The following is a 26,315-nucleotide window of genomic DNA, read 5'->3' as shown; positions in this document are numbered from 1 at the left end:
GACGAGTTCATGCGCTTGATCAGGATCTTGGCGACCGTCGCCGCTCTGGCGGCGGCGGGCCTGACGGCGGCCTGCACCAATCTGAAGACCGACCCGGCGGCCGAGGCCGTGGCCATGGATGTCCTTCGGGCGGTGCGGACCAACGACGAGCGCGCGCTGCGAACCCGCCTGACCCCCGAGGCCTCGGCCGCGATCACAGCCAGCCAGTTGAAGGCGATGCAGGCCTACACGCCCCAGGGCGAAGCGTCGCGTCGCCGGCTGATCAATTTCTTCTATCAGTATGGCGCGCTGGACACCCTATCGCTTCGCTATGAGTTCACCCATCCCGGCGAGGGCGTACTGTATGATGTCCGCTTGAAGCGCCCCAAGGGTGGCCTCTGGCGCGCGGAGTACTTCCACCTGCAGCGCGCTACCGAGGACCAGCTCAAGACGAACCGCCTGACACTGGCCAAACCCCCGGGCCATCTGGTGTTCATGGCGCTCACGGCGCTCTCGCCCCTGACCATGCTGGCCGCGCTGATCACCGTGCTGCGGGCGCCGCGTTTCAAGCGCAAGTGGCTGTGGGCGATCACCGCCCTGGTTGGGATAGGCTCGGCCACCCTGAACTGGACCACCGGACAATGGGGCTTTCAGCCCCTCACCTTGGCGCTGATCGGCGCGGGGGCGACCGCCCAGGGCTTCATGGGCTTCTATCCGTTCGTGCTCAAATTCGCGCTGCCGATCGGCGCTTTGGCGGCCTTCTGGCGAGCGGGAAAGGCGCGGCGGGAGGCCAAGGCCGCGCTGGACGCGACCCCCAAGTCCTTCTAGCAAGGCCGAATGACCCAGACTTTTGGCCTCGTGGCCGCTCTCGCCTGGCCGCTGCCGATGGTCGTGGCCGCGTTCCTGGTCGCCCGCGACCGGACCCTGAAGTTCCGCATCGTGTGGGCGCTGATGTGCTTCGTCGGTGTCGGCGCGTTCTGGATGCAGCAGGGCACGGACAAGTGGGGCTTCATCCCGCTGGCCATCAACGTGCTAGGCCCTGGCTCGCAGGCCGGCTTCTACAAGGCCACGATCCCGTTGGGCGCGATCGGCGTGCTGGTCCTGCAAGCCCTGCGCGCCCGCAAGCGGCGCGCCTTGGCCAAGGCCGCCTAAAACAGGATCCGGGGGTTCATGATCCGCTTAGGGTCCAGCGCCCCGCGGATAGCCCGCAGGGCCGCGACCTCGATCGGGTCCTTGTAGGTCAGGGCCTCGGCCGTCTTCATCGCCCCCAGGCCGTGCTCGGCGCTGATCGAGCCGGCGAAACTGGCCGTGATGTCGTGGACGATCCTGGCCCCCTGCTCGCGCATCGCGTCGTGGGCGTCGTCGTCCGCGCCGACGGGTTTCAGCACATCGTAGTGGACATTGCCGTCGCCGACGTGGCCGAAGGCGATGATCCGCACGCCGGGGAAGGCCTGTTCCAGCGCCGCGTCGGCCTGCTCGATGAAGGCGGGGATCTTGGAGACCGGCACCGAGATGTCGTGCTTCCAGACCGCGCCCTCGGGCTTTTGGCCGGCCGAGTGACCCTCGCGGATATGCCAGAACTGCTTCATCTGGGTCTCGGTCTGTGCGACGGCGGCGTCGGCGATCAGGCCGTCATCCAGCGCCTTGGCCAACAGCCGCTCCAGCGCCGCCTCGGCCGCGCCCGGCTCGCCGCTGGCGATCTCGATCAGCACGTACCACGGATGCTCGGTCGGCAACGGATCGCGCAGGCCCGGCACGTTGCGGACGGTCAGGGCGAAGCCCAGCAGGCCCATCAGCTCAAAAGCCTCGACCCCGCCCCCGGTCTCGTCCTTGGCGCGGGCCAGCAGCTGGATGGCGTCGGCCGGCGAGTTCAGGCCGACGATCGCCACGGCCCGCGAGGCGAGCAGCGGGTGCAGCTTCAGCGAGGCGGCGGTGACGATGCCCAGCGTGCCCTCGGCGCCGATCAGCAGCTGCTTGAGGTCGTAGCCGGTATTGTCCTTGCGCAGGCGTTTCAGGCCGTTCCAGATCTCGCCATTGGGCAGCACCGCCTCGATGCCCAGCACCTGCTCGCGCATCATGCCGTAGCGCAGAACCGCCGTGCCGCCAGCATTGGTCGAGATCAGCCCGCCGATCGTGCAAGAGCCTTCCGAGGCCACGCCGACCGTGAAGCGACGGCCGACCCGGGCGGCCTGTTGATGCGCCTCGTATAGTGTGACCCCGGCTTCCAGCACCATGGCGTCGTCGATCGGATCGACGTCACGGATCCCCTTCAGCTTCGTGGTCGACAGCAGGATCTCGCCGCGCGGGATCTGGCCGGCGACGAGGCCAGTGTTGCCGCCCTGGGGCGTGATCGCCACGCCCTCGGCGGCGCAGATGCCGACCACGGCGGCGACCTCGGCGGTCGTGCGTGGCGTGACCAGCAGCGGCGTCTCACCCCGCCAGCGGCCGCGCCACTCGACGAGGTGCGGCGCCAGCACGTCCGGATCCTGACTCCAACCGCCCTCGCCGAGCACGGCCTTGATCCGGGAGACGACGCTCGCCAAGTCTTTTGGGGGAACGGGCTTGGTCATGGGCGCACTATAATCGCCTCGCGCGGCTAGCCCAAGGCCGGGTCGGGCAGGCCCCGGATGTCGCGCCAATATTCCTCGCGCACATTGTCGTCGATCACGGGCGGATCGCCCGCGCCCTTGAACAATCGGTCGGCGCCGTCCTTGCGCGCCCGGGCGATCCAGTACGGATGGCCGGTCTCGCTGTCCTGGAAATTGGCCTTCAGGCCCGAGTGGCGCAGGGCGAAGAAGGTCTGGCCGGCATAGTGCAGGGTCTCGCCGCTCTTGGATGAGACGACCCGCCCGATCCGCGCCGGCCCGTTGATGCCCTTGGACTTGTCCTCGACATACATGATCCGGGTCTTGCTCTTCATCGGTCTATCCTACGTAGCCGGCGGCGCGCCGCAGCCGGTCATTGATCGCTTCGCCCAAGCCGTCTTCCGGGATCGGCGCGACGGCGATGGCCGAGGGGCCAAGACGGTCGGCGGCGCGCAGATATGAGAAGAGGTTGGCGGCGGCTTCGGCCAGATCGCCTGACGGGCTGAGGTTGAAGACGTAAGGACCCTCCGGCTCCAATTCGTTCGGAAGGGCGCCGAACGCCAGATAGGCCTCACTGGCCTCCGGGGCCTTGGCGTTGATCCGCACCGGCGCATCGGGGGCGTAGTGCAGGGCCAGGCGACCGGGCGAGCGCTTGGCGTCGTCCTCGGCTTCCGCCAGAGGCCCGACGATCCGCTGCAGCTGAAAGCGCGTGACGGCGCCGGGCCGCAGCAGGCGCGCCTGGCCGTCCAGGACCGAGACCACGGTCGATTCCAGGCCGACGGCACACGGACCGCCATCCAGGGCGGCGGCGGCCTTGTCGCCGGTCTCGGCCACGGCGTCGGCATAGGTGGTGGGGCTGGGGCGGCCCGAACGGTTGGCCGAGGGGGCGACGACCGCCCCGCCGAACGCTTCCAGCACCGCGTGCGAAACCGGGTGGCCCGGCACGCGGATGGCCACGGTGTCGAGGCCGGCGCGAGCCAGGTCGCAGACGGCGGCCGTATCCTTGATGGGCGCGACGATGGTCAGCGGCCCCGGCCAGAATTCACGGGCCAGGGCGTAGGCGCGGTCGTCGAGCTCGGCGATCCGCGCGGCGGTCTCCAGGTCGGCGACGTGGGCGATCAGCGGGTTGAAGCGCGGACGGCCCTTGGCCTCGAAGATCGCCGCCACGGCCGCCGGGTTCGCGGCGTCGGCCCCGAGCCCATAGACCGTCTCGGTCGGCAGGATGACCAGCCCGCCGGCGCGCAGAGCGTCGGCGGCGGCCGCTACTTCTTCTTGGCGGTCAGGCTGAAGCTGACCTTCACCTTCGCCGCGATTTCGTCCGTCGACGCCCATTCGCCCTGCCCAACTCCAAACGTCGTCCGGTCGAGGGTGGTTACACCCCGGGCGGTCGCCGTGTCGCCGTCGATCTTCAGGGTGAACGGCAGGCTGAGCGGCTTTTTCACGCCGCGCAGGTCCAGGGTCCCATCGGCGACGAACTTACCCTCGCCGGTCTTGCGGAACTTGGTCGCGGTGAAGGTCGCCTTGGGATGCTCGGCGGTGTCGAAGAAGTCGCCGCTGGGCAGGCTCGTGTCGCGCTGGGCGTCGCCGGTGTCGACCGAGGCGGTGTCGATGGAGACGGTCAGCTTCGAGCGGTCCAGGGCGTCGGGCGAGAACAGGATGTCGGCGGTCCAGGTCTTGAAGCGGCCTTCGATGGCGTTCTCAGACCAGGTAGCGCTGAATCCCAGGGTCGAGCCCTTCTGGACGACCCAGGCGACCGGGTCCTTGAGTTCAGCGACCGGCGCGGCGGGGGCCTCGACGGCGGGCGGGGCGGCGGCGTCGACCGGCGGGGTCGCGGCGGCGGTCGGGGTTTCGGCCGGAGCCGGTTCGGCGGCGGGCGCGGGCGTGGCGGGCTTGGCCTTGGTCGCGGGCATATAGAGGTAGCCCGCGGCGACCACGGCGGCGAGACCGGCGGCGGCCAGCCAGGCGCGGGGCTCCTTCCAGCCGGGGCGAGCGCCGGGGGCCATGTTGGCGAACACCTCGTCCTTGTCGAGGACCTGGTGCTTGGCCACCGCGCCCAGGTGCAGGGCCAGCAGCAAGTAGGTGACCTTGACCAGCACGCCATGACCCAGTTCGCCGATCTCATGCCACAGGTGCTTGGGACCGGCCGCCAGCTCGGGCAGGCCCGGAATGTGCGGCCAGGGGATCGCCCCGAACAGCAGGGTCGGGATCGGCACGCGGCTGGTCGAGACCAGGATCCAGCCCGTCAGCGGCAGGCCGATCATGATGACATAGAAGCCGACGTGAACGAGCTTGGAGGCGACCTGCTCCCACTTGGGCTGGCCTTCGGGGGCGAGCGGCGGCTTGTTGAACAGCCGCCAGGCCAGCCGCGCGAGACTCAGCAGCAGGATGGTGATGCCGATCGACTTGTGCAGCTGGAACAGGGCGTAGGTCGTCGGCCCCTTGGGTCCGTCGCCCATCCGCCAGCCCAGGATGATCTGGAAGATGAGGGCCGCGGCGATCAGCCAGTGAATGACGATCGCCACCGTCGTGTAGCGCGTACGGCTTGCGGCCATGGACATCTCCCAGATCCCCTTGAAGGCTTACTTCTTGTCGAACTCGACTTCGATGTTCAGCTGCACATCGTCGCCGACCAGCGGAACGTACTTCGAAACGCCGAATTCCGAGCGCTTGATCGTCGTCGAGGCCGAGAAGCCGGTCTTGACGCTGCCCGGGACGAAGCCGGAGCCGACGCCGTTGAAGGTGACGTCCAGCACGACCGGCTTGGTGACGCCGTGCAGGGTGAAGTCGCCATAGACCTTGCCGGTCTGGCCCGCGCCCGGCTCGACCTTGGTCGAGACGAAGGTGGCGGTCGGGAACTTGTTGGCTTCCAGCCAGCCGTCGCCGGCCAGTTCCTTGTTGAACTTCAGGCCGAAGGCGTCGGCGCCGGTCGCGGTGTCGACCGAAGCCGGATCGATGGTCACGCTGATCTTGGAGGCTGCCGGCGCCTTGGGATCGTAGTCGAAGCTGGCGTCCACCTTGGTGAAGCGGAACTGATAGTTCGAGAAGCCCATGTGCTTGATCTTGGCCACGACCGAGGCGTGGGTCTTGTCGAGCACATAGTGTCCGGCGGGCAGGTCGGCCGGCTTGGTCGAGGAAACGCCCGGCGCGGCCAGCGCGGCGGGGGCCGTCAGGAGGGCGACGGCGAGCGCGCCATAAGCGAGCTTGGAAGCGAAGGGACGGGACATCGGGGAGATTGCTCCAGTTAAAACTAAAACAGCATTAGTTACTGTTTCCGCGACTTAAGAACTCCATCATGCGATGGAAGGGGACGGCGATCACGACACCGTGATGATACGCAGAAAGCTGTGGCCGGCTTGGCGACGTACGTCACCCCGCCTAAACAGGTCGCCGACAGTCTGGAGTTATCTGCATGACCTATCGCGCGCCCGTTCGTGACCTCGCCTTCTCGCTGCGGCATGCGGCGGACTTCGGGCGGCTGGCGGACGCCTTTCCCGAGGCCGACGCCGATACGGTGGCCGCTGTGCTCGAAGCGGCCGGCGCCTTCGCCGCCGACGTGCTGGCCCCGCTGAACCGGGGCGGTGATCAGGTCGGCGCCAAGCTGGAAAACGGCGTGGTCCGTTGCGCCCCCGGCTTCGCCGACGCCTACAAGCAGTTCGCGCGAGGCGGTTGGGCCAGCCTGGCCGCGCCGGTCGAGCACGGCGGCCAGGGCCTGCCCAAGACGCTGGAAGTCGCGGTGCTGGAGATGATCCAGGCCTCGAACATGGCCTTCGGCCTCTGCCCGATGCTGAGCCTGGGCGCCATCGAGGCCCTGGAGCTGTGCGGCACGGACAGCCAGAAGCACACCTACCTGCCCAAGCTGGTCTCCGGCGAGTGGACGGGGACCATGAACCTGACGGAGCCCCAGGCGGGCTCGGACCTGGCGGCCCTGACAACCTTGGCCACGCCGGATGGCGAGGGCGGTTGGAGGATCACCGGCCAGAAGATCTACATCACCTGGGGCGACCACGACGCGGCCGACAACATCGTCCACCTGATCCTGGCCCGCACGCCCGACGCCCCTCCGGGCGTGAAGGGCATCTCGCTGTTTCTGGCCCCCAAGGTGCTGGTCGACGCCGACGGCAAGCTGGGCGAGGCCAACGCCGTGCGCGTCGGCGGGCTGGAGCACAAGCTGGGCATCCACGGCTCGCCCACCTGCGTGATGCTTTTCGAGGGCGCCAAGGCCGAACTGGTCGGCGGTCTGGGACAGGGCCTGCCCAACATGTTCGTGATGATGAACGCCGCCCGCCTGCAGGTGGGGGCCCAGGGCGTGGCCATCGCCGAGCGCGCCTACCAGCAGGCCCTCGACTTCAGCCAGGACCGCGCCCAGGGCCGCTCGGCCTGGACCGGCGCCTATCCCTCGCGCCTGTTCGACCATCCGGACGTGCGCCGCTCGCTGGTGCTGATGAAGGCCCATATCGAGGCCGCGCGAGGCATCTGCCTGTCGACCGCCGTCGCCGCCGACCTGTCGCGCGCCGCCGCCGACGAGACGACCCGCGCCAGCGCCAAGCTGCGCGAGGAGCTGCTGACCCCGATCGCCAAGGCCTGGTCGACCGATGTCGGCGTCTGGGTCGCCTCGCAAGGCGTGCAGATCCACGGCGGCATGGGCTTCATCGAGGAGACCGGCGCGGCCCAGCACTATCGCGACGCCCGCATCGCCCCGATCTACGAAGGCACCAACGGCATCCAGGCCATCGATCTCATCGGCCGCAAGCTGACGATGGGCGAAGGCCAGGCCGTCGCCGACCTGATGGACGACATCCGCGACACCATCGACGCCCTGAACGCCTCGGAGCTCAAGGCCGTCGGCCTGCGCCTGGGCGCGGCCCTCGACGCCGCCGCCGCGGCGACGGCCTGGCTGGTCGATCGCCGGACCAAGTCGATGCCGGACGCCCTCAGCGGCGCCACGGCCTATCTGAAACTGCTGGGCGACGTCGTGGGCGGCTGGATGCTGGCCAAGGGCGCCTTGGCCGCCTCAAGCGAGGCGGACGCGGCCTGGGCCGAGAGCAAGCGCGCCCTGGCCCGCGTCTTCGCCGAATCGGTCCTGGCCCAGGTCCCAGGCGCGGCGGCCGGCGTCATGCTGGGCGCGGCGGACCTCGAGGCGATGACGCCGGAAGTGCTGGGAGCTTAGACGCCGCGAAGCCGCCCTCGCCCTTCGACAAGCTCAGGGTGAGGACGACTTCGAATGACCATTCACAAGACACCTCACCCTGAGCTTGTCGAAGGGCGAGGTTTCGTTTGACCCCTACGCTTTGAAGAACGCCAGCAGGTCGGCGTTGATCACCTCGGGGTGGGTGGACGCCATGCCGTGCGGCAGGCCAGGATAGGTCTTCAGCGCGCCCTTCTTGACCAGCTTGATGGCCAGGTGGGCGCTGTCGGCGATCGGGACGATCTGGTCGTCCTCGCCGTGCATGATCAGCACCGGCACATCGACCTTCTTGAGGTCCGGCGTGAAATCGGTCTCCGAGAAGGCCTTGATGCAGTCGTAGTGGGCCTTGGCGCCGCCGGCCATGCCCTGACGCCACCAGTTGTCGATCAGGCCCTGGCTGACCTTGGCGCCCGGGCGGTTGAAGCCGAAGAACGGACCTTCCGGGATGTCGCGGAAGAACTGGGCTCGGTTGGCCAGAAGGGCCGAGCGGAAGCCGTCGAACACCTCGATCGGCAGGCCGCCCGGATTGGCGGGGGTCTTCAACATGATCGGCGGCACCGCGCCGATCAGCACGACCTTGGCCACCCGGCCCGGCTTGGCGCGAGCGGCGTAGTGGATGGCCTCGCCGCCGCCGGTGGAGTGGCCGACATGGAAGGCGTTCTTCAGGTCCAGATGGTCGGCCAGGGCGATGACGTCGGCCGCATAGGTGTCCATCTCGTTGCCGGTGTCGGTCTGGGTCGAGCGGCCATGACCGCGACGGTCATGGGCGATGACGCGATAGCCCTTGAGCAGGAAGAACATCATCTGGGCGTCCCAATCGTCGGCGCTGAGCGGCCAGCCGTGGTGGAACACGATCGGCTGAGCGTCCTTGGGGCCCCAGTCCTTGTAGAAGATCTGGACGCCGTCCTTGGTGGTGACGAAGCCGCTCTGGGCTCTGTTGGCGGCGTGCGGCGCGGCGGCGGCCTTCGGGGCGGTCGCGGCCTGGGCGCCCTGACCCAGCGAAGCGGCAGCAGCGGCGACGATACCGAAGCCGGCGGTCATCACACCGCGGCGGGAAGCTTGACTCGACTGGCTCATGGTTCGATCCTCATTTCTAAGCTGCGATAATTATTATCGCGAGAACGAAAGGCGTTCTATCCTCACAGCGCGGCCGTGTCCACGACTTTATTTATCGCGCTATTCTTTTTTGCGGTAATGAGATCAGGAGCGGATCAGCCGCGCCCCTTCCGAGGGTCTGTCGGTCCCTGGTCCGGCATCGCCGGAGGCCGACGACCGAGGGGGCGTCGCTGGCCTCGGCCGCAGCGCCCCCTCCTGTTCAGCCCCCTCAACGCGGGAGCTGAACCAAAAGCCGTCTTACAGCTGCTCGAGCAGGTACTCGGCCGACGAGACCTTGAACTGGCCGGCTTCCTCGACGTTCAGCTGGGTCACGACGCCGTCCTTGGCGATCAGCGAGTAGCGCTGCGAGCGCTCTCCCATACCGAACTTCGAACCGTCGAAGTCCAGGCCGACCGACTTGGTGAAGTCGCCATTGCCATCGGCCAGCAGCAGAACCTCGCCGTCGATGCCCTGGTCCTTGCCCCAGGCCTTCATCACGAAGACGTCGTTGACCGAGACGCAGGCGATCGTGTCGACGCCCTTGGCCTTGAGTTCCGCGGCCTTCTCCTTGAAGCCCGGCAGGTGCTTGGCCGAGCAGGTCGGGGTGAAGGCGCCGGGGACGGCGAACAGGGCGACGGTCTTGCCCTTGAAGATGTCGTCGCTGGTGATCGGCGCCGGCCCTTCGGCCGTGCTGGTCATGAAAGTCGCCGCGGGCAGCGTGTCGCCAACCTTGATCGCCATGGGCCGTGTTTCCTCGTGTGCGTGCGAAATCGCGCCTGCTCGAATATCCCTCGCGAGAGCGGACGCCAAGCACGCTTTGAAACGTTCAACGACTTGAAACCGTCACCTCGAAGGCCAATGCTCCGACCATGGACAGCTTCATCGACGAAGACCCCGATGGCGACGACCGCGACTTCCTGATCGGGCGGCTTCTGGTGGCCATGCCCGGGATCGAGGACCCGCGCTTCGAGCGCACCGTCCTCTATCTGTGCGCCCATGACGAGGACCAGGCCATGGGCCTGGCGGTCAACCGCCCCGTGGAGGGGCTGACCGTGTTCGAGCTGCTGACGCGCCTGGGCGTGAAGTCCAAGATCCAGGCCCCTAGCGACCTCGTGCTCCTGGGCGGTCCCTTGGAGCGCGAGCGCGGCTTCGTGCTGCACACCGACGACTTCGTCTCGCCGGACTCGACCCTGCCGGTGGCCGACGGCCTGGGCCTGACCGCCACCCGCGACGTGCTGGACGCCATGGCCGGCGTCAACCGCCCGCGCAAGGCGATGTTGGCCCTCGGCTATGCCGGCTGGGGTCCGGGGCAGCTGGAGCAGGAGCTGCGCGACAATGTCTGGCTGATCTGCGACGCCGACGAGGGCCTGCTGTTCGACGAGGACCACGAACACAAGTGGACACGGGCCCTGGCCAAGCTGGGCGTCACCGCCGACCACCTGTCGGCGACGGCGGGCAGAGCTTAGCCTCGTTCTGCTTTAGCCTCTGGCCTTCACCGGGGCCGCGCCGTCCACATAGGCCTCGTTCAGATAGACCTCGGCTTCCTGGGGCGACAGCGCCGGCGCATAGCCGAAGCCCTGACCGTAGTCGCAGCCCAGCGACTGCAGGGCATGGGCCATCTCGGCGTTCTCGACGCCCTCGGCCACGACTTCCAGATCCAGGTCCTGGCCCAGCTTGACGACCGAACGGACGATCTTGGCCGAGCCAGCGTTGCTGCCCATGGTCCGCACGAAATAGCGGTCGATCTTCAACGTGTCGAACGGCAGGCGGGTCAGGTACGACAGCGACGAGAAGCCGGTGCCGAAGTCGTCCAGCGCCAGGCCGGCGCCCGCTTCGCGCAGTGTCTTGAGGATCACGGCGGCCCGCTCGGGATCGCGCATGATGTCGCTCTCGGTCACTTCCAGCTTCAGGGCGCCGCGCGGCAGGCGGTTGACGCGCAGGGTCTCGGCCACGTCGTCCACCAGGCCCGGGCGATCGATCTCGCCGGTCGACAGGTTGACGCTAACGGTCAGGGCGCCCATCGCCGGATGGTCGTCGCGCCAGGCGGCCAGCTGCTTGGCGGCCGTGTGCATCATGTGCGCGCCCAGTTCGCTCATCAGCCCCATCTCTTCGATCAGGGGGAGGAACTCGTCCGGCGGCAGCATGCCCCGGCGCGGGTGAATCCAGCGGGCCAGGGCCTCGAAGCCCGACAGAGCGCCGGTCGACAGGCGCACGACCGGCTGGAAATAGGGCTTGATCTCGCCGCGCGCGATCGCGCCGCGCAGGTCGGCTTCCAGAGCCAGGCGCGAGAGGCCGTCGGTCTCCATCGAGCGGCCATAGGCGGCGGCGCCGCCTCGGCCCGCGGCGGAGGCGGCCTCGACGGCCAGTTCGGCGCGACGCAGCAGCTCGGCGGCGTCCGGAGCGTCCAGGCCGCCTTCGGCGGACACGGCGCCGATCGACAGGGTCGGGTGGATGTCGAAGCCGGCCACGCGCAGCGGCTGCTCCAGGGCGGCACGGAGCATCTCGGCCGGCTGATAGCCCTTGGGCTCGCACAGCACGGCGAACTCGTCCTCGCCGATGCGGCCCAGTAGGGCGTCGCCCGGGAACGAGGCGGCCAGACGTGAGCCGAGGGCGGCCAGGACCAGGTCGGCCCGTTCGTGACCCAGGGCCTCGTTCAGGCGGCGCAGGCGATCCAGGTCCGCCACGACCAGTTCGTGCATGCCGTCCTGATGCAGGCGTTCGCGGGCGCGGGCGATGAAGCTGCGGCGATCCAGCAGGCCCGTGAGCTCGCAGCGTTCAGAGGCCGAGAATTTGGTTTCGGGGGCGACCACGCCGGCGGCGCGCACGCCCTCCTCCAGCCATACGCCGCGCCACAGGCAGGTCTCGCCGCCGCGCACGCGGAATCGGGCGACGACTTCGCAGCCCGGCGCGCGCATCTTCAGGACTTCCTCGGCCTGCGCGCGGTCCTGCGGCAAGGCCAGCGCCCGGAAAGCGGCGGACGAACATTCGGGCGCCAGCGGGCCCAGGCCCAGGGCGCGCGCCGCGCCGTTCAGGCGCAAGCGGTCGGCTTCAGGCTCCCAGATCCACAGCGCGACGTCGGCCCCGCCCAACGCTTCAAGCGTGGCGGTGGTGTCCCAGATCCGTCGCTCGCTGGTCTTGAAAGACATGCCCGTCCCAAAAACTCGTCGGTCGGGCCACGCCACTTACTCAGGCGCGACCATGCCGAACAGACGATGATCTCGCCAACCGCCGTTAATTTTCAAATAAGCCGGCGCATATCCTTCCTCGGAAAATCCACATTTCAATAACAGGGCGGCCGAGGCGGCGTTCTGCGGCATGCACGCCGCTTCAAGTCTGTGGAGACCCAAGCCCGTGAAAGCAAAGCGGATCAAGGTCTCGACGGCGTCGCTCATCAAGCCTTGGCGCGTAAAGGATTGCCCGACCCAGTAGCCGATCGCGCCGGTCTGAGCGACGCCACGTCGCACGTGAAAAAGCCGCACGGCGCCGACCAGGACGTCGTCCGACCGACGGAAAATGAAGAACGGATAGGCCTCGCCGAACTCCAGCTCGCGGGCATAGGCCGCGAGTCGAGCCCTGAAGGCGGCGCGGGTCAGGTCATGCTCGGGCCAGGTCGGCTCCCACGGCTCCAAGAAGGAACGGGACTTGGCGCGCAGGGCGGCCCAGGCGCGATGGTCCTGGGGACGCGGCGGCCGCAGATAGACGGCACGGCCCTCAAGCCGCAGGCGGGGGCGGGTCTTCAGGAACGGCAGAAGGACGGACAAGGACGAGGCTCTGATCTGGTCACCGCCGCCACCTTCCGACGTCGAGCGGCCTAGGACAACGCTTTGCTGAACGCCTCACCGGCCTTCAGCGCCGACTTGGCGCCGAGCACGGCGGTCGCGGCCCGACCGCTCAGCAGGCGCTGTCCGAGGCGGGCGACGTCGGCGGGGGTCACCGCGTCGACCTCGGCCGCGAGTTCCGACGTCGGATAGAGGCGGTTGAACAACAGCACCTGACCGGCCCCCTGCTCCGCGCGCGACAGCGGTTGCTCGCGGGCCATGAACATGTGGGCCTTCAGCTGGGCCTTGGCGCGGGCGAGTTCGGCGTCGCTGATGCGCTCGGCCAGCTTGACCAGTTCCTCGGCGCAGACCTTGGCGGTTTCGACCGCGTCGCCGGCGGCGCAGCCGGCATAGATGCCCAGCGCGCCGTGGTCGGCATAGGTGTCGGCATAGGCGTCGATATTATAGGCGAGGCCGCGCTTCTCGCGGGCTTCCTGGAACAGGCGCGAGGACATGCCCCCGCCCAGGGTCTCGGCGAAGATTCGCAGGGCGAAATAGTCCCGCTCGCGCGCGCCGCAGGCCGGCAGCATGAACACCAGATGCGCCTGCTCCAGCTTGCGGGTCTCGGCCTGGGGGCCGCCGATGAAGGCCGCGGCTTGCGGGACGGGCGCGCCGGCCGTGGCGGGCAGGTCGCCGAAGGCGCGCTCGGCGGCGGCCATCAGCTCGGCCTCGTCGACAGCGCCCGTGGCGCTGACCACCAGGTGGTCGGCGGCGTAGAGCTGGGCGCGCCAGTCGGACAGGGCCTCGACCGTGGCGGCCTCGACCGTGGCGTCGCTGCCCAGGATCGGACGGCCCACCGGATGGTCGCCCCAGGCCGAGCGCTGGATCAGGTCGAAGACGTAGTCGTCGGGCGCGTCGGCGGCCTCGGCGATCTCCTGGGCGACGACCTGCTTCTCGCGGGTCAGGTCGGCCGGATCGAGGGCGGGACGACGCACGAGGTCGGCGATGACGTCCATGCCGAGGTCCAGGCCGCCCTTCAGCGCCCGGACCTGGAAGCTGGTGCGCTCATAGCCGGTGGCGGCGTTGATCGAGCCGCCCTGGTTCTCGATGACCTCGACGATGTCGCGGGCCGAGCGGCCGCCCGCGCCCTTGAACACCATGTGCTCCAGCAGGTGCGACCAGCCCGACCGCGCCGGATCCTCATAGGCGGCCCCGCGCCCCGCCACGACGGACAGAGCCAGGGTTTCGAGGCCCGGCATCGGGTCACAGACGACGCGGACGCCATTGGGCAGGGTGCGGAGGATCGTGGTCATGAGCGGCGGTATCTAGGACGCCGCGCCTCCAAATACGAGTCCAGCCTCAAGTATTGGCCGCGAAGGTCCGCACGAAGGCCTTGATGGACGAGCCATCGGCCGGCAGGCGCTCGAACTTTTCCGCCTTCTTGGAAAGGTCCGGCGTGGCGCGCGGGGTGGCCGGGGCAAGGCCCGTGGCGGCCTGAACCGCTTCGGGGAACTTGGCCGGATGGGCGGTCGACAACACCACCACCGGGACCGAGGCCGGGACGTCCACGCCCTGCGCGGCGGCCAGGCCCACGGCGGTGTGCGGGTCGATGACCTCGCCCGTCTCGTTCAACGTCGAGAGCATGGTCTTGGCGGTGTCGGCCTCGCTGACCGAGGCCCCGCGGAACAGCTCGCGCATCCAGGCGTGGGCGCCCGGCGGGATGTCCAGCAGGCCGGTGTCGGCGAACGCGCGGAAAGCCCGGCCGGTCTCGGTGCCGTCGCGGCGAACGGCTTCGAAATAGAGGCGCTCGAAGTTGCTGGCGACCTGGATGTCCATGGCCGGGCTCTGGGTCGCGGCCACGGCGCCGCGCGAATAGCGGCCCGTCTCGATGGCGCGGGCCAGGATGTCGTTCGAATTGGTGGCGGCGGTCACCGAGTGGATCGGCAGACCTAGCTTGCTGGCCACGAAGGCGGCGTAGGCGTCACCGAAATTGCCCGTGGGCACCACGAAGGCCACTTGGCGATTCGGCGCGCCCAGGGCGACGGCCGAGGTGAAGTAGTAGACGCTCTGGGCCGCGATCCGCGCCCAGTTGATCGAGTTGACGCCCGACAGGTCGACGGCGTGACGGAACTGGTCGTCCTGGAAGGCCTGCTTGACGATGGCCTGGCAGTCGTCGAACGAGCCCAGCACCGAGATGCAGGCCACGTTGGCGTCTACGGCCGTGGTCATGAACCGGCGCTGCACCTCGCTGATGCGGCCTTCCGGGAAGAGAGCGACGATGCGGGCGTTCTTGCGGCCCCGGAACGCCTCGACGGCCGCGCCGCCGGTGTCGCCCGAGGTGGCGCAGATGATGGTCATCTTCCGCGACTGGCGTTCCAGCACGTAGTCGTACAGCCTGCCCAGCAGCTGCATCGCCACATCCTTGAACGCCAGGGTCGGGCCGTGGAACAGCTCCAGCAGGTAGCGGTTCGGGGTCAGCTGCTTCAGCGGCGTGACGGCGGTGTGGGCGAAAGTGGCGTAGGCCTCCTCGCACATCTGCAGCAGGACATCCTTGGGGATGTCGTCGCCGACGAACTTGCCGACCACGGCGGCGGCCACCTGGGCGTAGGACTGGCCCGCGAAGCCCGCGATCTCGGCGGCCGAGAAGCTGGGCCACTCGTTGGGCACGTATAGGCCGCCGTCGGGGGCTAGGCCGGCCAGCACCGCATCCAGGAAGCCGATGGGCGCGGACTGTCCGCGGGTCGACACGTAGCGCATCAGGGTCTCACTCTTCGCCAGAGCATGGCGGCATAGATAAACAGCAGGGTTACGGCAAGACCGAACCACGTAAGAGCGTATTCGAGGTGCCGATTGGAAATTTCTGCCGGCAGCGGCGCGGGGGTGATTCCGGCCGGCGCGGGGGCCTCGCTCTCGGCCATCAGCACCAGGGGCGCGGGCTGGCGGCCGGGGAAGCGCTTCAGGATCTCGGCCCGGTCGCCGCCCAGTTGCTTGATCGGCATCAGCACGCCGACGACGCGGCGCGGCGCGTCGAAGGATCGGGGCGGCGGCGCGACCTGCCCCGTCAGGGTCGGGACCACGCCACGGTCCACCAGGATCATGTTGTAGGGGCCAGCCAGGACGGCGCAGGGAGCCTGGGCGCGCCAGACCACGTCGCCGTCGCGGACGCCATAGACGAGCGGCAGGGGCTCGCCGGCGACGTCGCCGCAATCGACGCTCACCCTGGTCCAGGCGAGGTCGTCGGCGCGGGCCCGCGCCGTCAGCACCTGGATCAGCGGCAAGGCCGGCGCGGTCTTCAGGGTCTCGATCCGCGCGAGGATGCCCTCCTTCCAGTGCAGGCGCTGGAGCTGCCAGGCGCCCAGGCCGCAGAGGAGGGCGAAGGCGATCGCCGTGGCGATCGTCAGGCCGATCGGAAAGCCGGGCTTCTTGAGGGCCTCAGACATGGTCCCTGCCGGCCTCCGAGGCCTTGTGGGCGACCTGGGCGGCGACCATCAGACCCTTGGCCGGGCGCATCAGGCCCAGGCTGATGATCACCACGGCGGGCAACCAGACGATCAGTAGCGCCCAGATAGGCCAGTTCCAGGCGAACATCGAAAACAGCGCCCCGAAGGCGCAGACCGATCCGGCGATCAGGATGACGAAGGTCGCCGCCCCGTCGCCGGTCTCGAACTTGCCCAGATCGAAACCGCAGGCCTCGCAGGAGGGGGCGACCTTCAGAAAGCCCGCGAACAGATGGCCCTCGCCGCAGTTGGGGCAGAGGCCGCGCGCGCCGGCGGCGTAGGGATTGGTCTTGGTCATGTTCGGCCCAGCCTTGAAACGAAAAAGGCCCGGAACGCTGATCCGCGCTCCGGGCCCTCAGGATCTTGCGACCCCCGAGCGCGTCGCCGCGCTCAAACTTTGAGGCTAGAGCCCTCTCAAGAGGGCTCTAGTGGGGCGAGGCCCCGAAGATCACGTAGATGAACGCGAACAGGAACAGCCAGACCACGTCCACGAAGTGCCAGTACCAGGCGGCGGCTTCGAAGCCGAAGTGCTGCTTGGGCGTGAAGGCGCCGTTCATGAGGCGGATCAGGCAGACGACCAGGAAGATCGTGCCGACGAACACGTGGAAGCCGTGGAAGCCGGTGGCCAGGAAGAAGGTCGAACCATAGAGGCCCGAGTTCACGGCCGCTTCCGAATAGAACAGCTGCTCGTGGTTGATGTGGCTGTACTCGTACACCTGGATGCAGGTGAACAGCGCGCCCAGCAGCACGGTCAGGATCAGACCCCACTTGGCGCCCTTGCGGTCGCCGACCTGCAGCGCGTGGTGCGCCCAGGTGACGGTGGTGCCCGAGAGCAGCAGGGTCAGAGTGTTGACCAGCGGCAGGTGCCAGGGCGAGACGGTCTCGACGCCGGCGGGCGGCCAAGTGGCCCAGGCGGTGCGGACTTCCTCGATCGCCGACAAGGTGCGGTGATGATGGAACAGCGCCATCTCGAAGAACATCCAGAACCACGCCACGAAGAACATCACTTCCGAAGCGATGAACAGGATCATGCCATAGCGCAGGCCGATCGAGACGACCGGGGTGTGGTCGCCGGCCTTGGCTTCCTTGGCCACGTCCGACCACCAGCCGAACATGGTGTAGAGCACGCCCGCGATGCCGGCGGCGAAAATGGCCCAGTTGCCCTTCTCGATGCCGAAGACGCCGCCCTTGATCCAGCCGATCAGGCCGATGGCCATGACGGTGGCTGCGGCCGAGCCCACGAAGGGCCACGGGCTGGGCGGAAGGATGTGGTAGTCGTGTTTGACGGCGCCGGCCATGTTGCTGCTAACCCTTATATCCCTCTGATCACGGTCGCTGGTCCCCCGCGCCGTGGTCGTTCTGAAACGCTATAGCCCCCTGGACGGTGCGCCGCCAAGGGGTTCCACGATGCGCGGTGTCGCCGCGGCCGCAACTTTAGTCTTCTTGCCATCGTCGACGGCGGGGAAGAACGTGTAGCTGAGCGTGATCTCGTTCTTTCCGACGGTCTCGGGATCCTTCACATATTGCGGATCCACGAAGTAGACGACCGGGAACTCCACCGTCTGGTGGGGCTGGACCGTCTGGCTGGTGAAGCAGAAGCACTCCAGCTTCTGGAAGTACGGCCCCGCCGATTCCGGCACCACGTTGTAGAGCGCGCGGCCGGTCATCGGCTTGTCGGTGAGATTGGTGACCTTGAAGAAGGCCAGGCCCGTCTCGCCGATCCGCACGTCCTGGCTGGACTGCACCGCCTGGAATTTCCAGGGCAGTTCGCGGATATTGGCGTCGAAGCGGATGGTGACCTTGCGGTCCAGGATCTTGTCCGGCTTGGCTTCGGCCTTGCGGACCGTGCCGTCGAAGCCGGTCGCCTGGCAGAACAGCTTGTACAGCGGGACGGCCGCATAGGCCGCGCCGATCATGCCGAAGAAGGCGGCGGCGCAGATCATCGCCACCTTGCCGTTCCGGCGCGCGGCCTGCTCCTGCGGGGTCAGGTCCGCCTTTGGGGTGCGATCCCTAGGGGTGCGGGTGGGCGACATTGGCGCCGAGCCTCACGAGGGTGACCACGAAGACCATGATGACGAAGGCCACGAGGCCCAGGCCGAGCGCGATGTTGCGCCCGTCCCGCGCCTTCTTGGCGGCGTCCCTGTTGGCTTGAGTGTCTAGGGGTTGATTCACTTGAGCAGCTCCAGGGCGTGCACGCCCGACACGGCTTCGCCCAGCAGGGCGGCGAACATGGCGAAGAGATAGAGAATCGAGAAGGCGAACAGGTTGCGGGCGGCTTTCGAGCCCTGCTCCCCCTTGGGGGCCTTGTCGTCCTCGGTGACCTCGTAGAGGGCGCGGTCGGTCATGCGCGGGTCGGCGGCGTCGCCGGCCTTGCTGGTGAATACGCGGGCCGCCAGCAGCAGGAACACCGCGCCGCCCAGACCGGCCACCGCCAGATAGATCGGGCCGCCCAGGCCCGTCAGCACCGGCGTCAGACAGATCGGGATCAGGATCAGGCTGTAGATCAGGATCTGCTTGCGGGTTTCCTTGGCGCCCTTGACCACCGGCAGCATCGGCACCCCGGCCTTGGCGTAGTCGGTGGTGACGTACAGCGACAGCGCCCAGAAGTGCGGCGGGGTCCAGAAGAAGATGATCGCCACCATCAGCCAGGCGTTCAGCGGGGCGTGGCCCGTGGCCGCCGCCCAACCGATGGCCGGCGGCAAGGCGCCCGCCAGGCCGCCGATAACGATGTTCTGCGCGGTCCAGCGCTTGAGCCACATCGTGTAGACGACGGCGTAGAAGACGATGGTGAAGGCCAACAGGGCGGCCGCGAACCAGTTGATCGCGAAGCCCAGGAACATGACCGACAGGAGCGAGAGCACGACGCCCAGCGAGGCGGCTTCCTCGCCCTTGACCTTGCCGGCCGGGACCGGACGGCCGCGCGTGCGGCGCATCAGCTGATCGATGTCGGCGTCGTACCACATGTTCAGCGCGCCCGAGGCGCCGGCCCCGACGGCGATGCACAGCACCGCGATGGCGCCCAGGACCGGATGGATCGGCGCGCGGGCGGCCAGCAGACCCGTCAGGCCCGTGAACACCACCAGCGACATGACGCGCGGCTTCATCAGCTGGAAGTAGTCCTGCCAACGCGCGGCCTGAGACAGGTCTGGCTGCGACGTGTCGGGCTGAACGGTCTCCGGGGTCATGGCGAGGGTCTTCGACATCGAGGTGAATATATCGGTCTTGAATGGGCGAAGGGCGCGGCCCGGACCCTTAAGGATCCCGACCGCGCCCCCTTTTGCTTCAGGTCAAACCTGGAAGCCGGCCTTAGTGGTGGCCGTCTTCCTTGATCACCGGCGGTTCGCTGAACTGGTGGAACGGCGGCGGCGAGGACAGGGTCCATTCCAGCGTCGTGGCGCCTTCGCCCCACGGGTTGGCTTCCGCCGGGCGGCGACGGATCGCGGCTTCCAGCAGCATGATCATGAAGATGCCGACGGCGACGACGGTGATCATGTAGCCGACCGTCGAGACGTAGTTCCACTTCTCGAAGGCGGCCGGATAGTCGACGTAGCGGCGCGGCATGCCTTGCAGGCCCAGGAAGTGCTGCGGGAAGAAGATCAGGTTCACGCCGACGAACATCACCCAGAAGTGGGCGCAGCCGAGGAACTCGTTGTACTTCACGCCCCACATCTTCTCGAACCAGTAGTAGAAGCCCGCGAAGATGGCGAAGACGGCGCCGAGAGACAGCACGTAGTGGAAGTGGGCGACCACGTAGTAGGTGTCGTGCAGGCTGTAATCGATGCCGGCGTTCGACAGGACCACGCCGGTCACGCCGCCGACGGTGAACAGGAAGATGAAGCCCATCGCCCACAGCATGGGCGTCTTGAAGTCCAGCGAGCCGCCCCACATCGTGGCGATCCAGCTGAAGATCTTCACGCCCGTCGGGACGGCGATGATCATCGTGGCGGCCACGAAGTAGGCGCGCAGATTGATGCTCATGCCGACGGTGTACATGTGGTGCGCCCACACGACGAAGCCGACGAAGCCGATGGCGACCATGGCGTAGGCCATCGCCAGGTAGCCGAAGACCGGCTTCTTGGAGAAGGTCGAGACGATGTGGCTGATGATGCCGAACCCGGGCAGGATCAGGATGTACACTTCCGGGTGACCGAAGAACCAGAACAGGTGCTGGAACATGACGGGGTCGCCGCCGGCGGCTGGGTCGAAGAAGTGGGTGCCGAAGTTACGGTCGGTCAGCAGCATGGTGATGGCGCCGGCCAGGACGGGCAGCGACAGCAGCAGCAGGAAGGCGGTGATCAGCACCGACCAGGCGAACAGCGGCATGCGGTGCAGGGTCATGCCCGGCGCGCGCATGTTGAAGATCGTGGTGATGAAGTTGATCGCGCCCAGGATCGAGCTGGCGCCGGCCAGGTGGAGCGACAGGATCGCCAGGTCCATGGCCGGACCCTTGTGGCCGATGGTCGAAAGCGGCGGATAGATCGTCCAGCCGCCGCCGAAGCCGCGGCCCGGGCCGCCGTCGACGAACATCGAGGTGACTAGCAGGACCCACGCGGCGACCAGCAGCCAGAACGAGATGTTGTTCATCCGCGGGAAGGCCATGTCCGGCGCGCCGATCATGATCGGGACGAACCAGTTGCCGAAGCCGCCGATCATGGCGGGCATGACCATGAAGAAGATCATGATCAGGGCGTGGGCGGTGACCACGGCGTTATAGCCGTGCTTGCCCTTGAAGATGCCCATCTGCGCCAGCATGCCGGTGTCCGAGAACACCTGGATGCCCGGCTCCATCAGCTCCCAGCGGATCAGGCCCGAGAGGGCCCCGCCGACGATGCCCGCCATGATGGCGAACAGGATGTACAGCGTGCCGATGTCCTTGTGGTTCGTCGAGAAGAACCAGCGGGCGATGAAAGGCGGCTTGTGGTCGGCGTCGTCATGACCGCCGTGCGCGTCGTGAGTGTCTGCGGCGTGAGCCATCGGACTTCTATCCTACGATCGTATCTTAGGCCGCCGGCGCGGCGGGAGCCGCGGCCGGAGCGGAAGCGGGAGCGGCGGGAGCCGAAGCGGGAGTCACGGTCGCGGAGGCCGGAGCGGCGGGCGCCGGCGGCGCGACCTTTTCCTTGACCCAGGCGTTGAACTCGCCTTGCGAGACCACGTGAATCTCGATCGGCATGTTCGAGTGGTCGACGCCGCAGAGCTCCGAGCACTGGCCGTAGTAGACGCCGGTCTTCTCGGCCTTGAACCAGGTTTCGTTCAGGCGGCCCGGAATGGCGTCGATCTTCAGACCGAAGGCCGGCAGGGCGAACGAGTGGATCACGTCGGCGCCGGTGACCTGGACGCGGACGACCTGGTTGACGGGAACGACCATCGCCTTGTCCGCGGCCAGCAGGTACGGGACCTTCTTGGCGTCGGCCTGCTCCTTGGTCAGCGGCAGCGAGACGATTTCGCTGATCTTCTGGTCCGGGTACTCGTAGCCCCAGTACCATTGATAGCCCGTGGCCTTCACGGTCATGTAGGGCTTGGGCATGTCGTTGTAGGCGAACAGCAGGCGGAACGAGAAGATCGCGATCAGCATCAGGATCAGCACCGGGACGACCGTCCAGATGATCTCGATCGTGGTGTTGTGGCTGAACTTCGCCGGGACCGGGTTCGCCTTCTTGTTGTAGCGAACGACGATCCAGATCAGCAGGCCCAGAACCAGCAGGGTGATGGCCGTGATGATCGGCATCAGCACCAGGTTGTGGAAGCGGATCGCGTCGTGCTTCAGGACCGAGGCGGCCGGCTGAAGGTCAATGGCCCCCGGCGTCGGCTGGCCCAGCAGATCCTCGGCGAGGGCGTTCCCCGCGAACATCCCAGAAAACACCATCGCGGCGGTGAGGGCGGACGCGCCCGTCATGATCCGCCGAATCCCCGAAAATTGCGCCTTCATATCCCTCACGGCCCGTTTCGGCGGCGGTTTGAGCCATATCAAGGCCAACCCGCGCCGACTTGCACATTACGATCCCAGAGCGCCCCGCAATCGACTTCGCGCTCTTGGAATCGCGCGTCGACGGCAGCCCGCCCCAAAGGACTGGTCCGGAGGCTGCATACGCGCATCCCCAGCGGTTGCCAAGCGGCAGAGGCCACACGCCGGGCATGGGAATGCCCGTTATCCCCGGCCTGGGGCGCTCTAGTCGCGATCCATTCTCATCAACCCCTAAAACGCCCGTCCGCATCATTACGTATCGTTCATGAGCAGGTACCTTGCACCACTCAGTACCTGTCGGTAGAAGGGAGCATCAACGGAGGCAAGGACGCCGTGCCGGAAACGATTGAAATCCAACTGAAGAAAGGCGTGCTGGCGCTATGCGTGCTGGCCCTGCTCTCGCACGCCGACAGCTACGCCTACGAGATCGCCAGCAGGCTGACGAGGGACATCGATATGGGGGAAGGGACGATCTATCCGCTGATGCGCCGCATGCAGTCGGATGGCCTGGTCGAGACCTACCTGGTTGAAAGCCAGAGTGGTCCGCCGCGCAAATACTACCGCTTGACGGCTGTCGGGCGGCAAAGCCTGGAGCAGCAGAAGGCCGAATGGTCGGCGTTCTCGCAAGCGGTCAACAGCATCGTGGGAGCCGCCGCATGACCCGCGCCGAGTTCATCATCCGCCTGCGCCGGGGTCTCGCCGGTCTGCCGGTGACCACCATCGCCGACATCGTCGCCGACCACGAGGCGCACTTCGCCGATGCGCAAGCCGCGGGCCGGAGCGAGGCCGAGACGGCCGCGGCCCTCGGCGATCCCGACCGCCTGGCCCGCGAGATGCGCGCCGAGGCCGGCCTGAAGCAATGGGAGGAAAAGAAGAACCCTTCCAACGCCATGGCCGCCGTCCTGGCCCTGCTGGGCCTGGGCGCCCTGGACGTGATGTTCCTGCTGCCCCTGCTGATGGGCGTGCTGGGCGTCCTGTTCGGGATGCTGGTCGCGGTCGTGACCATCTTCATCGCCGGGGGCTTCGTGTTCGCCGCCGGCCCGCTGACCGGACCGCCCGGCGGCCCGATCACCGCCTTCCTAGCGGGGCTGGGCATGATGGGCGTGGCCACCTGCCTCGGCGCCCTGCTGACGCTGGCCACGGTCGGGGTCTTCAACGCGGTCGTCTGGTACGCCCGTCTTCACTTCCGGCTGCTGAAGCCGGCCATGGACCAAGCCTGAGCGGCACTAGGAGGGGACAATGTTGATCCGCAATACGCTCATCGTCGCCGGGGCCAGCTTCGTGCTCGCCGTAGGCTGCTTCGCCGGGGTGGCGGCCATCGCCGGCCCCGACATCCTCAAGAACGGCTGGACCCTGCCGCTGGACCATGACGAGACCATCGTCATCCGCGAGAACGGCAAGGTGATCCGCACCGGACGCCACTTCGTCCAGGGCCGACATGCCGAGCCCAGCGTCGACCGCACCTTCGCCTGGACGGGCAAGGACGAACTGACCATCGACCTGCCGGTCGACGTGGTCTTCGTCCAGGGCGCCGAGGCCAAGATCGTCGCCTCGGGTCCCAAGAGCTATATCGACCGCCTGCGCGTCGACGGCGGCCGCATCAGCCTGGGCGACAACGACGGCGTCGACCATGACAGCATCACGATCAACGCGTTCGGCGTGCATGTCGAAAGCGACTCCGATCGGGTGAAGATCACGGTCATCGCGCCGGACGTCACCAAGTTCGACGTCCGCGGCTCGGGCGATCTGGAGGTCCGCCGGTACGACCATCCGACCGCCGTCGTCTCGGTCAGCGGCAGCGGCGGCGTCGAGGCTTCCGGCCGCGTCGACAGCCTGACGGTCGACAATTCGGGTTCGTCCTGGGTCAATCTCGGCGACCTGAAGGCCAAGGACGCGGTGTTCGACGTCTCGGGCAGCGGCGGCGGAGCTCTGTTCGCCACCAACAAGGCCAAGATCGACATCTCCGGCAGCGGCGACGTCGAACTGCGCACCGAACCCAGGACGGTCAGCACCGAGATCACCGGCTCGGGCGAAGTGCGCCGAGAATATTGATCTCGAGGTCCGATCTCCCCGACGAAACCCGGGGCTCAGAGGCTAGAGCGCCCGCGTTCCGGACAGGAGCGCGGGCGTTTTCGCGGGCGCCTCGCGACCATACGATCTGGATCCCGGCCTTCGCCGGAAAGATCGGGAGCGGGTGTGACAAAGGGGGCGGGGTGACGGACGCGTTCGGAAAGCCTACCTGTAGGCGCATGAACGCTCCGCTCTCCGCCTCCTCCCTGGCCGCCTCGTCCCTGGCCGCCACCTCCATCCTGGACGCCGCCGGCGTCGATCGCGAACGCGCCCAGGCGATCCTGAGCGAGGCCCTGGCCGGCGCCGATGACGGCGAGCTGTTCCTCGAACGCTCCGAGAGCGAGGCCTTCGTCTTCGACGACGGCCGCCTGAAAAGCGCCTCCTACGATAGCGCCGAAGGCTTCGGCCTGCGCGTCGTGGCCGGCGAGACGGCCGGCTTCGCCCACGCCGCCGAAATCTCCGAAGCCGCCATCCGCCGCGCCGCCGGCTCCGCCAGCCTCGCCAAGCGCGGCTACGCCGGCGTCAGCGCCGAAGGTCCCCGCTCGACCAACGAGCGGCTTTACGGCGAGGACAACCCGGTCAATTCGCCGGACTTCTCCGACAAGGTCTCGCTGCTCCAGGAGATCGACGCCTTCGCCCGCGCCCGCGATCCGCGCGTCGTGCAGGTGATGGCCTCGATGGCCGGCGAGCGCCGCGTGGTCGAGATCCTGCGCGCCGACGGCAAGCTGCTCCGCGACGTCCGCCCGCTGGTGCGGGTCAATGTCCAGGTCACCGTCGAGAAGGACGGCCGCCGCGAGAGCGGTTCCTCCGGCGCCGGCGGCCGCGCTGGCTTCGCCGCCTGGATCAGCCCCGACAAGTGGCAGGACCAGGTCGACGAGGCCCTGCGCATGGCCTTGGTCAATCTCGACGCCGTCGCCTGCCCGGCCGGCGAGATGGACGTGGTGCTCGGCCCCGGCTGGAACGGCGTGCTGCTGCACGAGGCCGTCGGCCACGGCCTGGAAGGCGACTTCAACCGCAAGGGCATCAGCGCCTTCTCGGGCCGTATCGGCGAACGCGTTGCGGCCAAGGGCGTCACGGTATTCGACGACGGCTCGCTGGCCGGCCGACGCGGCTCGCTGACCATCGACGACGAAGGCACGCCGACCGAACGCACCGTGTTGATCGAGGACGGCGTCCTGGTCGGCTACATGCACGACCGCATGAGCGCGCGCCTGATGGGCATGAAGGCCACCGGCAACGGTCGCCGCCAGTCCTACGCCCACATGCCTATGCCGCGCATGACCAACACCGGCATGCTGGCCGGCAATGATGATCCTCAGGAGATGATCGCCTCGCTGAAGCGCGGCCTCTACTGCGCCAATTTCGGCGGCGGACAGGTCGACATCACCAACGGCAAGTTCGTCTTCCAGTGCACCGAGGCCTACCTGGTCGAGGACGGCAAGATCACCGCCCCGGTCAAGGGCGCGACCCTGATCGGCGACGGTCCCTCGGCCCTGACCCGCGTGACGATGATCGGCAACGACTTCGACTTCGACCCGGGCATCGGCGTCTGCGGCAAGGCCGGCCAGGGCGTGCCGGTGGGCGTGGGCCAGCCCAGCCTGAAGATCACGGGGCTGACGGTGGGCGGGACGGCCGTTTAGAGCCGCCGCTCCAGATAGGTCACCGTCTTCTTCCCGCCGTGGATCTCGGCCGTCCCCACGGGGATGAAGCCCAGCGCGGCGTGGAAGGCGTCCGAAGCCGGGTTGGGCGGATCTGAATTGACCTCGCAGACGATGCGGTCGTGCCCCGCCGCCCTGGCCGCCGCGAACAGGTCGTCATAAAGCGCGCGCGCCAGGCCCCTGCCCCGCGCGCTGTCGGCGACCACCACGCGGTCGACATAGACGAACGCCGGGTAGCGCGCGCGGAACCACAGGTAGTTGACGCTGTCATAGTCGGCGGCCTGGTCGAAGGTCAGCAGCAGCGCATCGGCCACGCCGACGCGCCGGGAGACGAAGGCCTCGGCGACCAGATGCGCCAGCCGCTCGGGCTCCAGCCAAGACAGCTCGACGGCATGGTCGTTGTTCAGCGCCAGCACGGCCTCGCCGTCCGGCCCGGTCACGTCGTCGGTCGTCAGCGGCTTAACAAGGTCGGTCATCGCGGCCCTCCGTCGGGTCTTGGACCTAGGGGCCAGCGCCGGCCCGCGCA

28 protein-coding genes are annotated in these 26,315 nt (G+C 68.0%); 8 read left to right on the top strand and 20 right to left on the bottom strand.

Going from position 1 to position 26,315, the window contains the following annotated elements; translation table 11 throughout:
- Positions 1 to 9: 9 nt before the first annotated feature.
- Both ACW175_RS00785 and ACW175_RS00780 read left to right on the top strand, forming a co-directional pair.
- Positions 10 to 807, top strand: a complete 798-nt coding sequence (locus ACW175_RS00785; protein ID WP_492102783.1) for a hypothetical protein — start codon at positions 10 to 12, stop codon at positions 805 to 807.
- A 9-nt stretch (positions 808 to 816) separates the two neighbouring features.
- A complete protein-coding gene (locus tag ACW175_RS00780) occupies positions 817 to 1,131 on the top strand; it encodes a hypothetical protein (RefSeq protein ID WP_492102782.1) in 315 nt (104 codons plus the stop codon).
- On the opposite strand, the gene ACW175_RS00775 is transcribed toward ACW175_RS00780, so the two are convergent.
- Genes ACW175_RS00775 through ACW175_RS00755 form a run of 5 tightly spaced genes read right to left on the bottom strand, consistent with a single transcriptional unit; the run spans position 1,128 to position 5,788 of the window.
- Positions 1,128 to 2,549: an FAD-binding oxidoreductase gene (locus ACW175_RS00775; RefSeq protein WP_492102781.1), complete on the bottom strand. Its 1,422-nt coding sequence runs from the start codon at positions 2,547 to 2,549 to the stop codon at positions 1,128 to 1,130. The genes ACW175_RS00780 and ACW175_RS00775 overlap by 4 nt on opposite strands.
- Positions 2,550 to 2,575: 26 nt before the next feature.
- A complete protein-coding gene (locus ACW175_RS00770) occupies positions 2,576 to 2,899 on the bottom strand; it encodes a 1-deoxy-D-xylulose-5-phosphate synthase (protein WP_099575491.1) in 324 nt (107 codons plus the stop codon).
- A 4-nt stretch (positions 2,900 to 2,903) separates the two neighbouring features.
- Positions 2,904 to 3,896: an L-threonylcarbamoyladenylate synthase gene (locus ACW175_RS00765; protein WP_492102780.1), complete on the bottom strand. Its 993-nt coding sequence runs from the start codon at positions 3,894 to 3,896 to the stop codon at positions 2,904 to 2,906.
- On the bottom strand, positions 3,827 to 5,116 hold the full coding sequence (locus ACW175_RS00760; protein ID WP_492102779.1) for a YceI family protein: 1,290 nt from the start codon (positions 5,114 to 5,116) through the stop codon (positions 3,827 to 3,829). The genes ACW175_RS00765 and ACW175_RS00760 overlap by 70 nt, the downstream gene beginning before the upstream one ends.
- Positions 5,117 to 5,143: 27 nt before the next feature.
- Positions 5,144 to 5,788: a YceI family protein gene (locus ACW175_RS00755; protein WP_492102778.1), complete on the bottom strand. Its 645-nt coding sequence runs from the start codon at positions 5,786 to 5,788 to the stop codon at positions 5,144 to 5,146.
- Between the two features lie 185 nt (positions 5,789 to 5,973).
- Here ACW175_RS00755 and ACW175_RS00750 point away from each other — a divergent pair, with 185 nt between their 5' ends.
- Complete coding sequence (locus ACW175_RS00750; RefSeq protein WP_492102777.1) at positions 5,974 to 7,731, top strand: acyl-CoA dehydrogenase family protein; 1,758 nt, start codon at positions 5,974 to 5,976, stop codon at positions 7,729 to 7,731.
- 114 nt (positions 7,732 to 7,845) lie between these two features.
- Here the strand turns inward: ACW175_RS00750 and ACW175_RS00745 are convergent, their stop codons facing one another.
- Both ACW175_RS00745 and ACW175_RS00740 read right to left on the bottom strand, forming a co-directional pair.
- Positions 7,846 to 8,826, bottom strand: a complete 981-nt coding sequence (locus tag ACW175_RS00745; protein ID WP_492102776.1) for an alpha/beta fold hydrolase — start codon at positions 8,824 to 8,826, stop codon at positions 7,846 to 7,848.
- 276 nt (positions 8,827 to 9,102) lie between these two features.
- The gene (locus ACW175_RS00740) at positions 9,103 to 9,585 is read right to left on the bottom strand and encodes a peroxiredoxin (RefSeq protein WP_492102775.1); all 483 of its coding nucleotides are present in this window, start codon (positions 9,583 to 9,585) and stop codon (positions 9,103 to 9,105) included.
- A 128-nt stretch (positions 9,586 to 9,713) separates the two neighbouring features.
- On the opposite strand from ACW175_RS00740, the gene ACW175_RS00735 reads away from it, so the two are divergent.
- Complete coding sequence (locus ACW175_RS00735; protein ID WP_492102774.1) at positions 9,714 to 10,310, top strand: YqgE/AlgH family protein; 597 nt, start codon at positions 9,714 to 9,716, stop codon at positions 10,308 to 10,310.
- 12 nt (positions 10,311 to 10,322) lie between these two features.
- Here ACW175_RS00735 and ACW175_RS00730 read toward each other — a convergent pair whose 3' ends face one another.
- From ACW175_RS00730 to coxB, 12 genes are all read right to left on the bottom strand, one after another.
- The gene (locus tag ACW175_RS00730) at positions 10,323 to 11,990 is read right to left on the bottom strand and encodes a putative bifunctional diguanylate cyclase/phosphodiesterase (RefSeq protein WP_492102773.1); all 1,668 of its coding nucleotides are present in this window, start codon (positions 11,988 to 11,990) and stop codon (positions 10,323 to 10,325) included.
- Between the two features lie 36 nt (positions 11,991 to 12,026).
- A complete protein-coding gene (locus ACW175_RS00725; protein ID WP_492102772.1) occupies positions 12,027 to 12,605 on the bottom strand; it encodes a GNAT family N-acetyltransferase in 579 nt (192 codons plus the stop codon).
- Positions 12,606 to 12,655: 50 nt separating this feature from the next.
- On the bottom strand, positions 12,656 to 13,915 hold the full coding sequence (locus ACW175_RS00720) for a M16 family metallopeptidase (protein ID WP_492102771.1): 1,260 nt from the start codon (positions 13,913 to 13,915) through the stop codon (positions 12,656 to 12,658).
- Between the two features lie 46 nt (positions 13,916 to 13,961).
- Entirely contained in the window at positions 13,962 to 15,359 is a 1,398-nt protein-coding gene (gene thrC, locus ACW175_RS00715; protein WP_492102770.1) for a threonine synthase, read from the bottom strand.
- Positions 15,359 to 16,042 carry an SURF1 family protein gene (locus tag ACW175_RS00710; protein ID WP_492102769.1) on the bottom strand — a complete coding sequence of 228 codons (684 nt, stop codon included), beginning with the start codon at positions 16,040 to 16,042 and terminating at the stop codon, positions 15,359 to 15,361. The genes thrC and ACW175_RS00710 overlap by 1 nt, the downstream gene beginning before the upstream one ends.
- Entirely contained in the window at positions 16,035 to 16,397 is a 363-nt protein-coding gene (locus ACW175_RS00705; RefSeq protein ID WP_099575479.1) for a DUF983 domain-containing protein, read from the bottom strand. Before ACW175_RS00705 ends, ACW175_RS00710 begins: the two co-directional genes overlap by 8 nt.
- Before the next feature lie 127 nt (positions 16,398 to 16,524).
- Entirely contained in the window at positions 16,525 to 17,397 is an 873-nt protein-coding gene (locus ACW175_RS00700; RefSeq protein ID WP_492102768.1) for a cytochrome c oxidase subunit 3, read from the bottom strand.
- A gap of 69 nt (positions 17,398 to 17,466) precedes the next feature.
- Positions 17,467 to 18,132, bottom strand: a complete 666-nt coding sequence (locus tag ACW175_RS00695; RefSeq protein WP_492102767.1) for a cytochrome c oxidase assembly protein — start codon at positions 18,130 to 18,132, stop codon at positions 17,467 to 17,469.
- The gene (locus tag ACW175_RS00690) at positions 18,110 to 18,271 is read right to left on the bottom strand and encodes a cytochrome c oxidase system small membrane protein (RefSeq protein WP_099575476.1); all 162 of its coding nucleotides are present in this window, start codon (positions 18,269 to 18,271) and stop codon (positions 18,110 to 18,112) included. Before ACW175_RS00690 ends, ACW175_RS00695 begins: the two co-directional genes overlap by 23 nt.
- The gene (gene cyoE / locus ACW175_RS00685) at positions 18,268 to 19,302 is read right to left on the bottom strand and encodes a heme o synthase (protein WP_492102766.1); all 1,035 of its coding nucleotides are present in this window, start codon (positions 19,300 to 19,302) and stop codon (positions 18,268 to 18,270) included. The genes ACW175_RS00690 and cyoE overlap by 4 nt, the downstream gene beginning before the upstream one ends.
- Positions 19,303 to 19,405: 103 nt before the next feature.
- Positions 19,406 to 21,073 carry a cytochrome c oxidase subunit I gene (gene ctaD, locus ACW175_RS00680; protein WP_492102765.1) on the bottom strand — a complete coding sequence of 556 codons (1,668 nt, stop codon included), beginning with the start codon at positions 21,071 to 21,073 and terminating at the stop codon, positions 19,406 to 19,408.
- A 25-nt stretch (positions 21,074 to 21,098) separates the two neighbouring features.
- The gene (coxB, locus tag ACW175_RS00675; protein WP_492102764.1) at positions 21,099 to 22,025 is read right to left on the bottom strand and encodes a cytochrome c oxidase subunit II; all 927 of its coding nucleotides are present in this window, start codon (positions 22,023 to 22,025) and stop codon (positions 21,099 to 21,101) included.
- Between the two features lie 369 nt (positions 22,026 to 22,394).
- Between coxB and ACW175_RS00670 the strand changes: the two genes are divergently transcribed.
- From ACW175_RS00670 to tldD, 4 genes are all read left to right on the top strand, one after another.
- The gene (locus ACW175_RS00670; protein WP_492102763.1) at positions 22,395 to 22,721 is read left to right on the top strand and encodes a PadR family transcriptional regulator; all 327 of its coding nucleotides are present in this window, start codon (positions 22,395 to 22,397) and stop codon (positions 22,719 to 22,721) included.
- Entirely contained in the window at positions 22,718 to 23,281 is a 564-nt protein-coding gene (locus ACW175_RS00665; protein WP_492102762.1) for a DUF1700 domain-containing protein, read from the top strand. The genes ACW175_RS00670 and ACW175_RS00665 overlap by 4 nt, the downstream gene beginning before the upstream one ends.
- A gap of 19 nt (positions 23,282 to 23,300) precedes the next feature.
- Positions 23,301 to 24,113 carry a GIN domain-containing protein gene (locus ACW175_RS00660; RefSeq protein ID WP_492102761.1) on the top strand — a complete coding sequence of 271 codons (813 nt, stop codon included), beginning with the start codon at positions 23,301 to 23,303 and terminating at the stop codon, positions 24,111 to 24,113.
- Positions 24,114 to 24,310: 197 nt separating this feature from the next.
- Entirely contained in the window at positions 24,311 to 25,771 is a 1,461-nt protein-coding gene (gene tldD / locus ACW175_RS00655) for a metalloprotease TldD (RefSeq protein WP_492102760.1), read from the top strand.
- On the opposite strand, the gene ACW175_RS00650 is transcribed toward tldD, so the two are convergent.
- Positions 25,768 to 26,265 (bottom strand): GNAT family N-acetyltransferase, encoded by a 498-nt coding sequence (locus ACW175_RS00650; RefSeq protein ID WP_492102759.1) that lies wholly within the window; start codon positions 26,263 to 26,265, stop codon positions 25,768 to 25,770. The two genes, tldD and ACW175_RS00650, sit on opposite strands and share 4 nt — an antisense overlap.
- Positions 26,266 to 26,315 lie beyond the last annotated feature (50 nt).

It is taken from the genome of Caulobacter sp. FV1ye6ST, from assembly GCF_058681225.1.
This window is presented reverse-complemented; position numbering and strand designations above follow the sequence as displayed.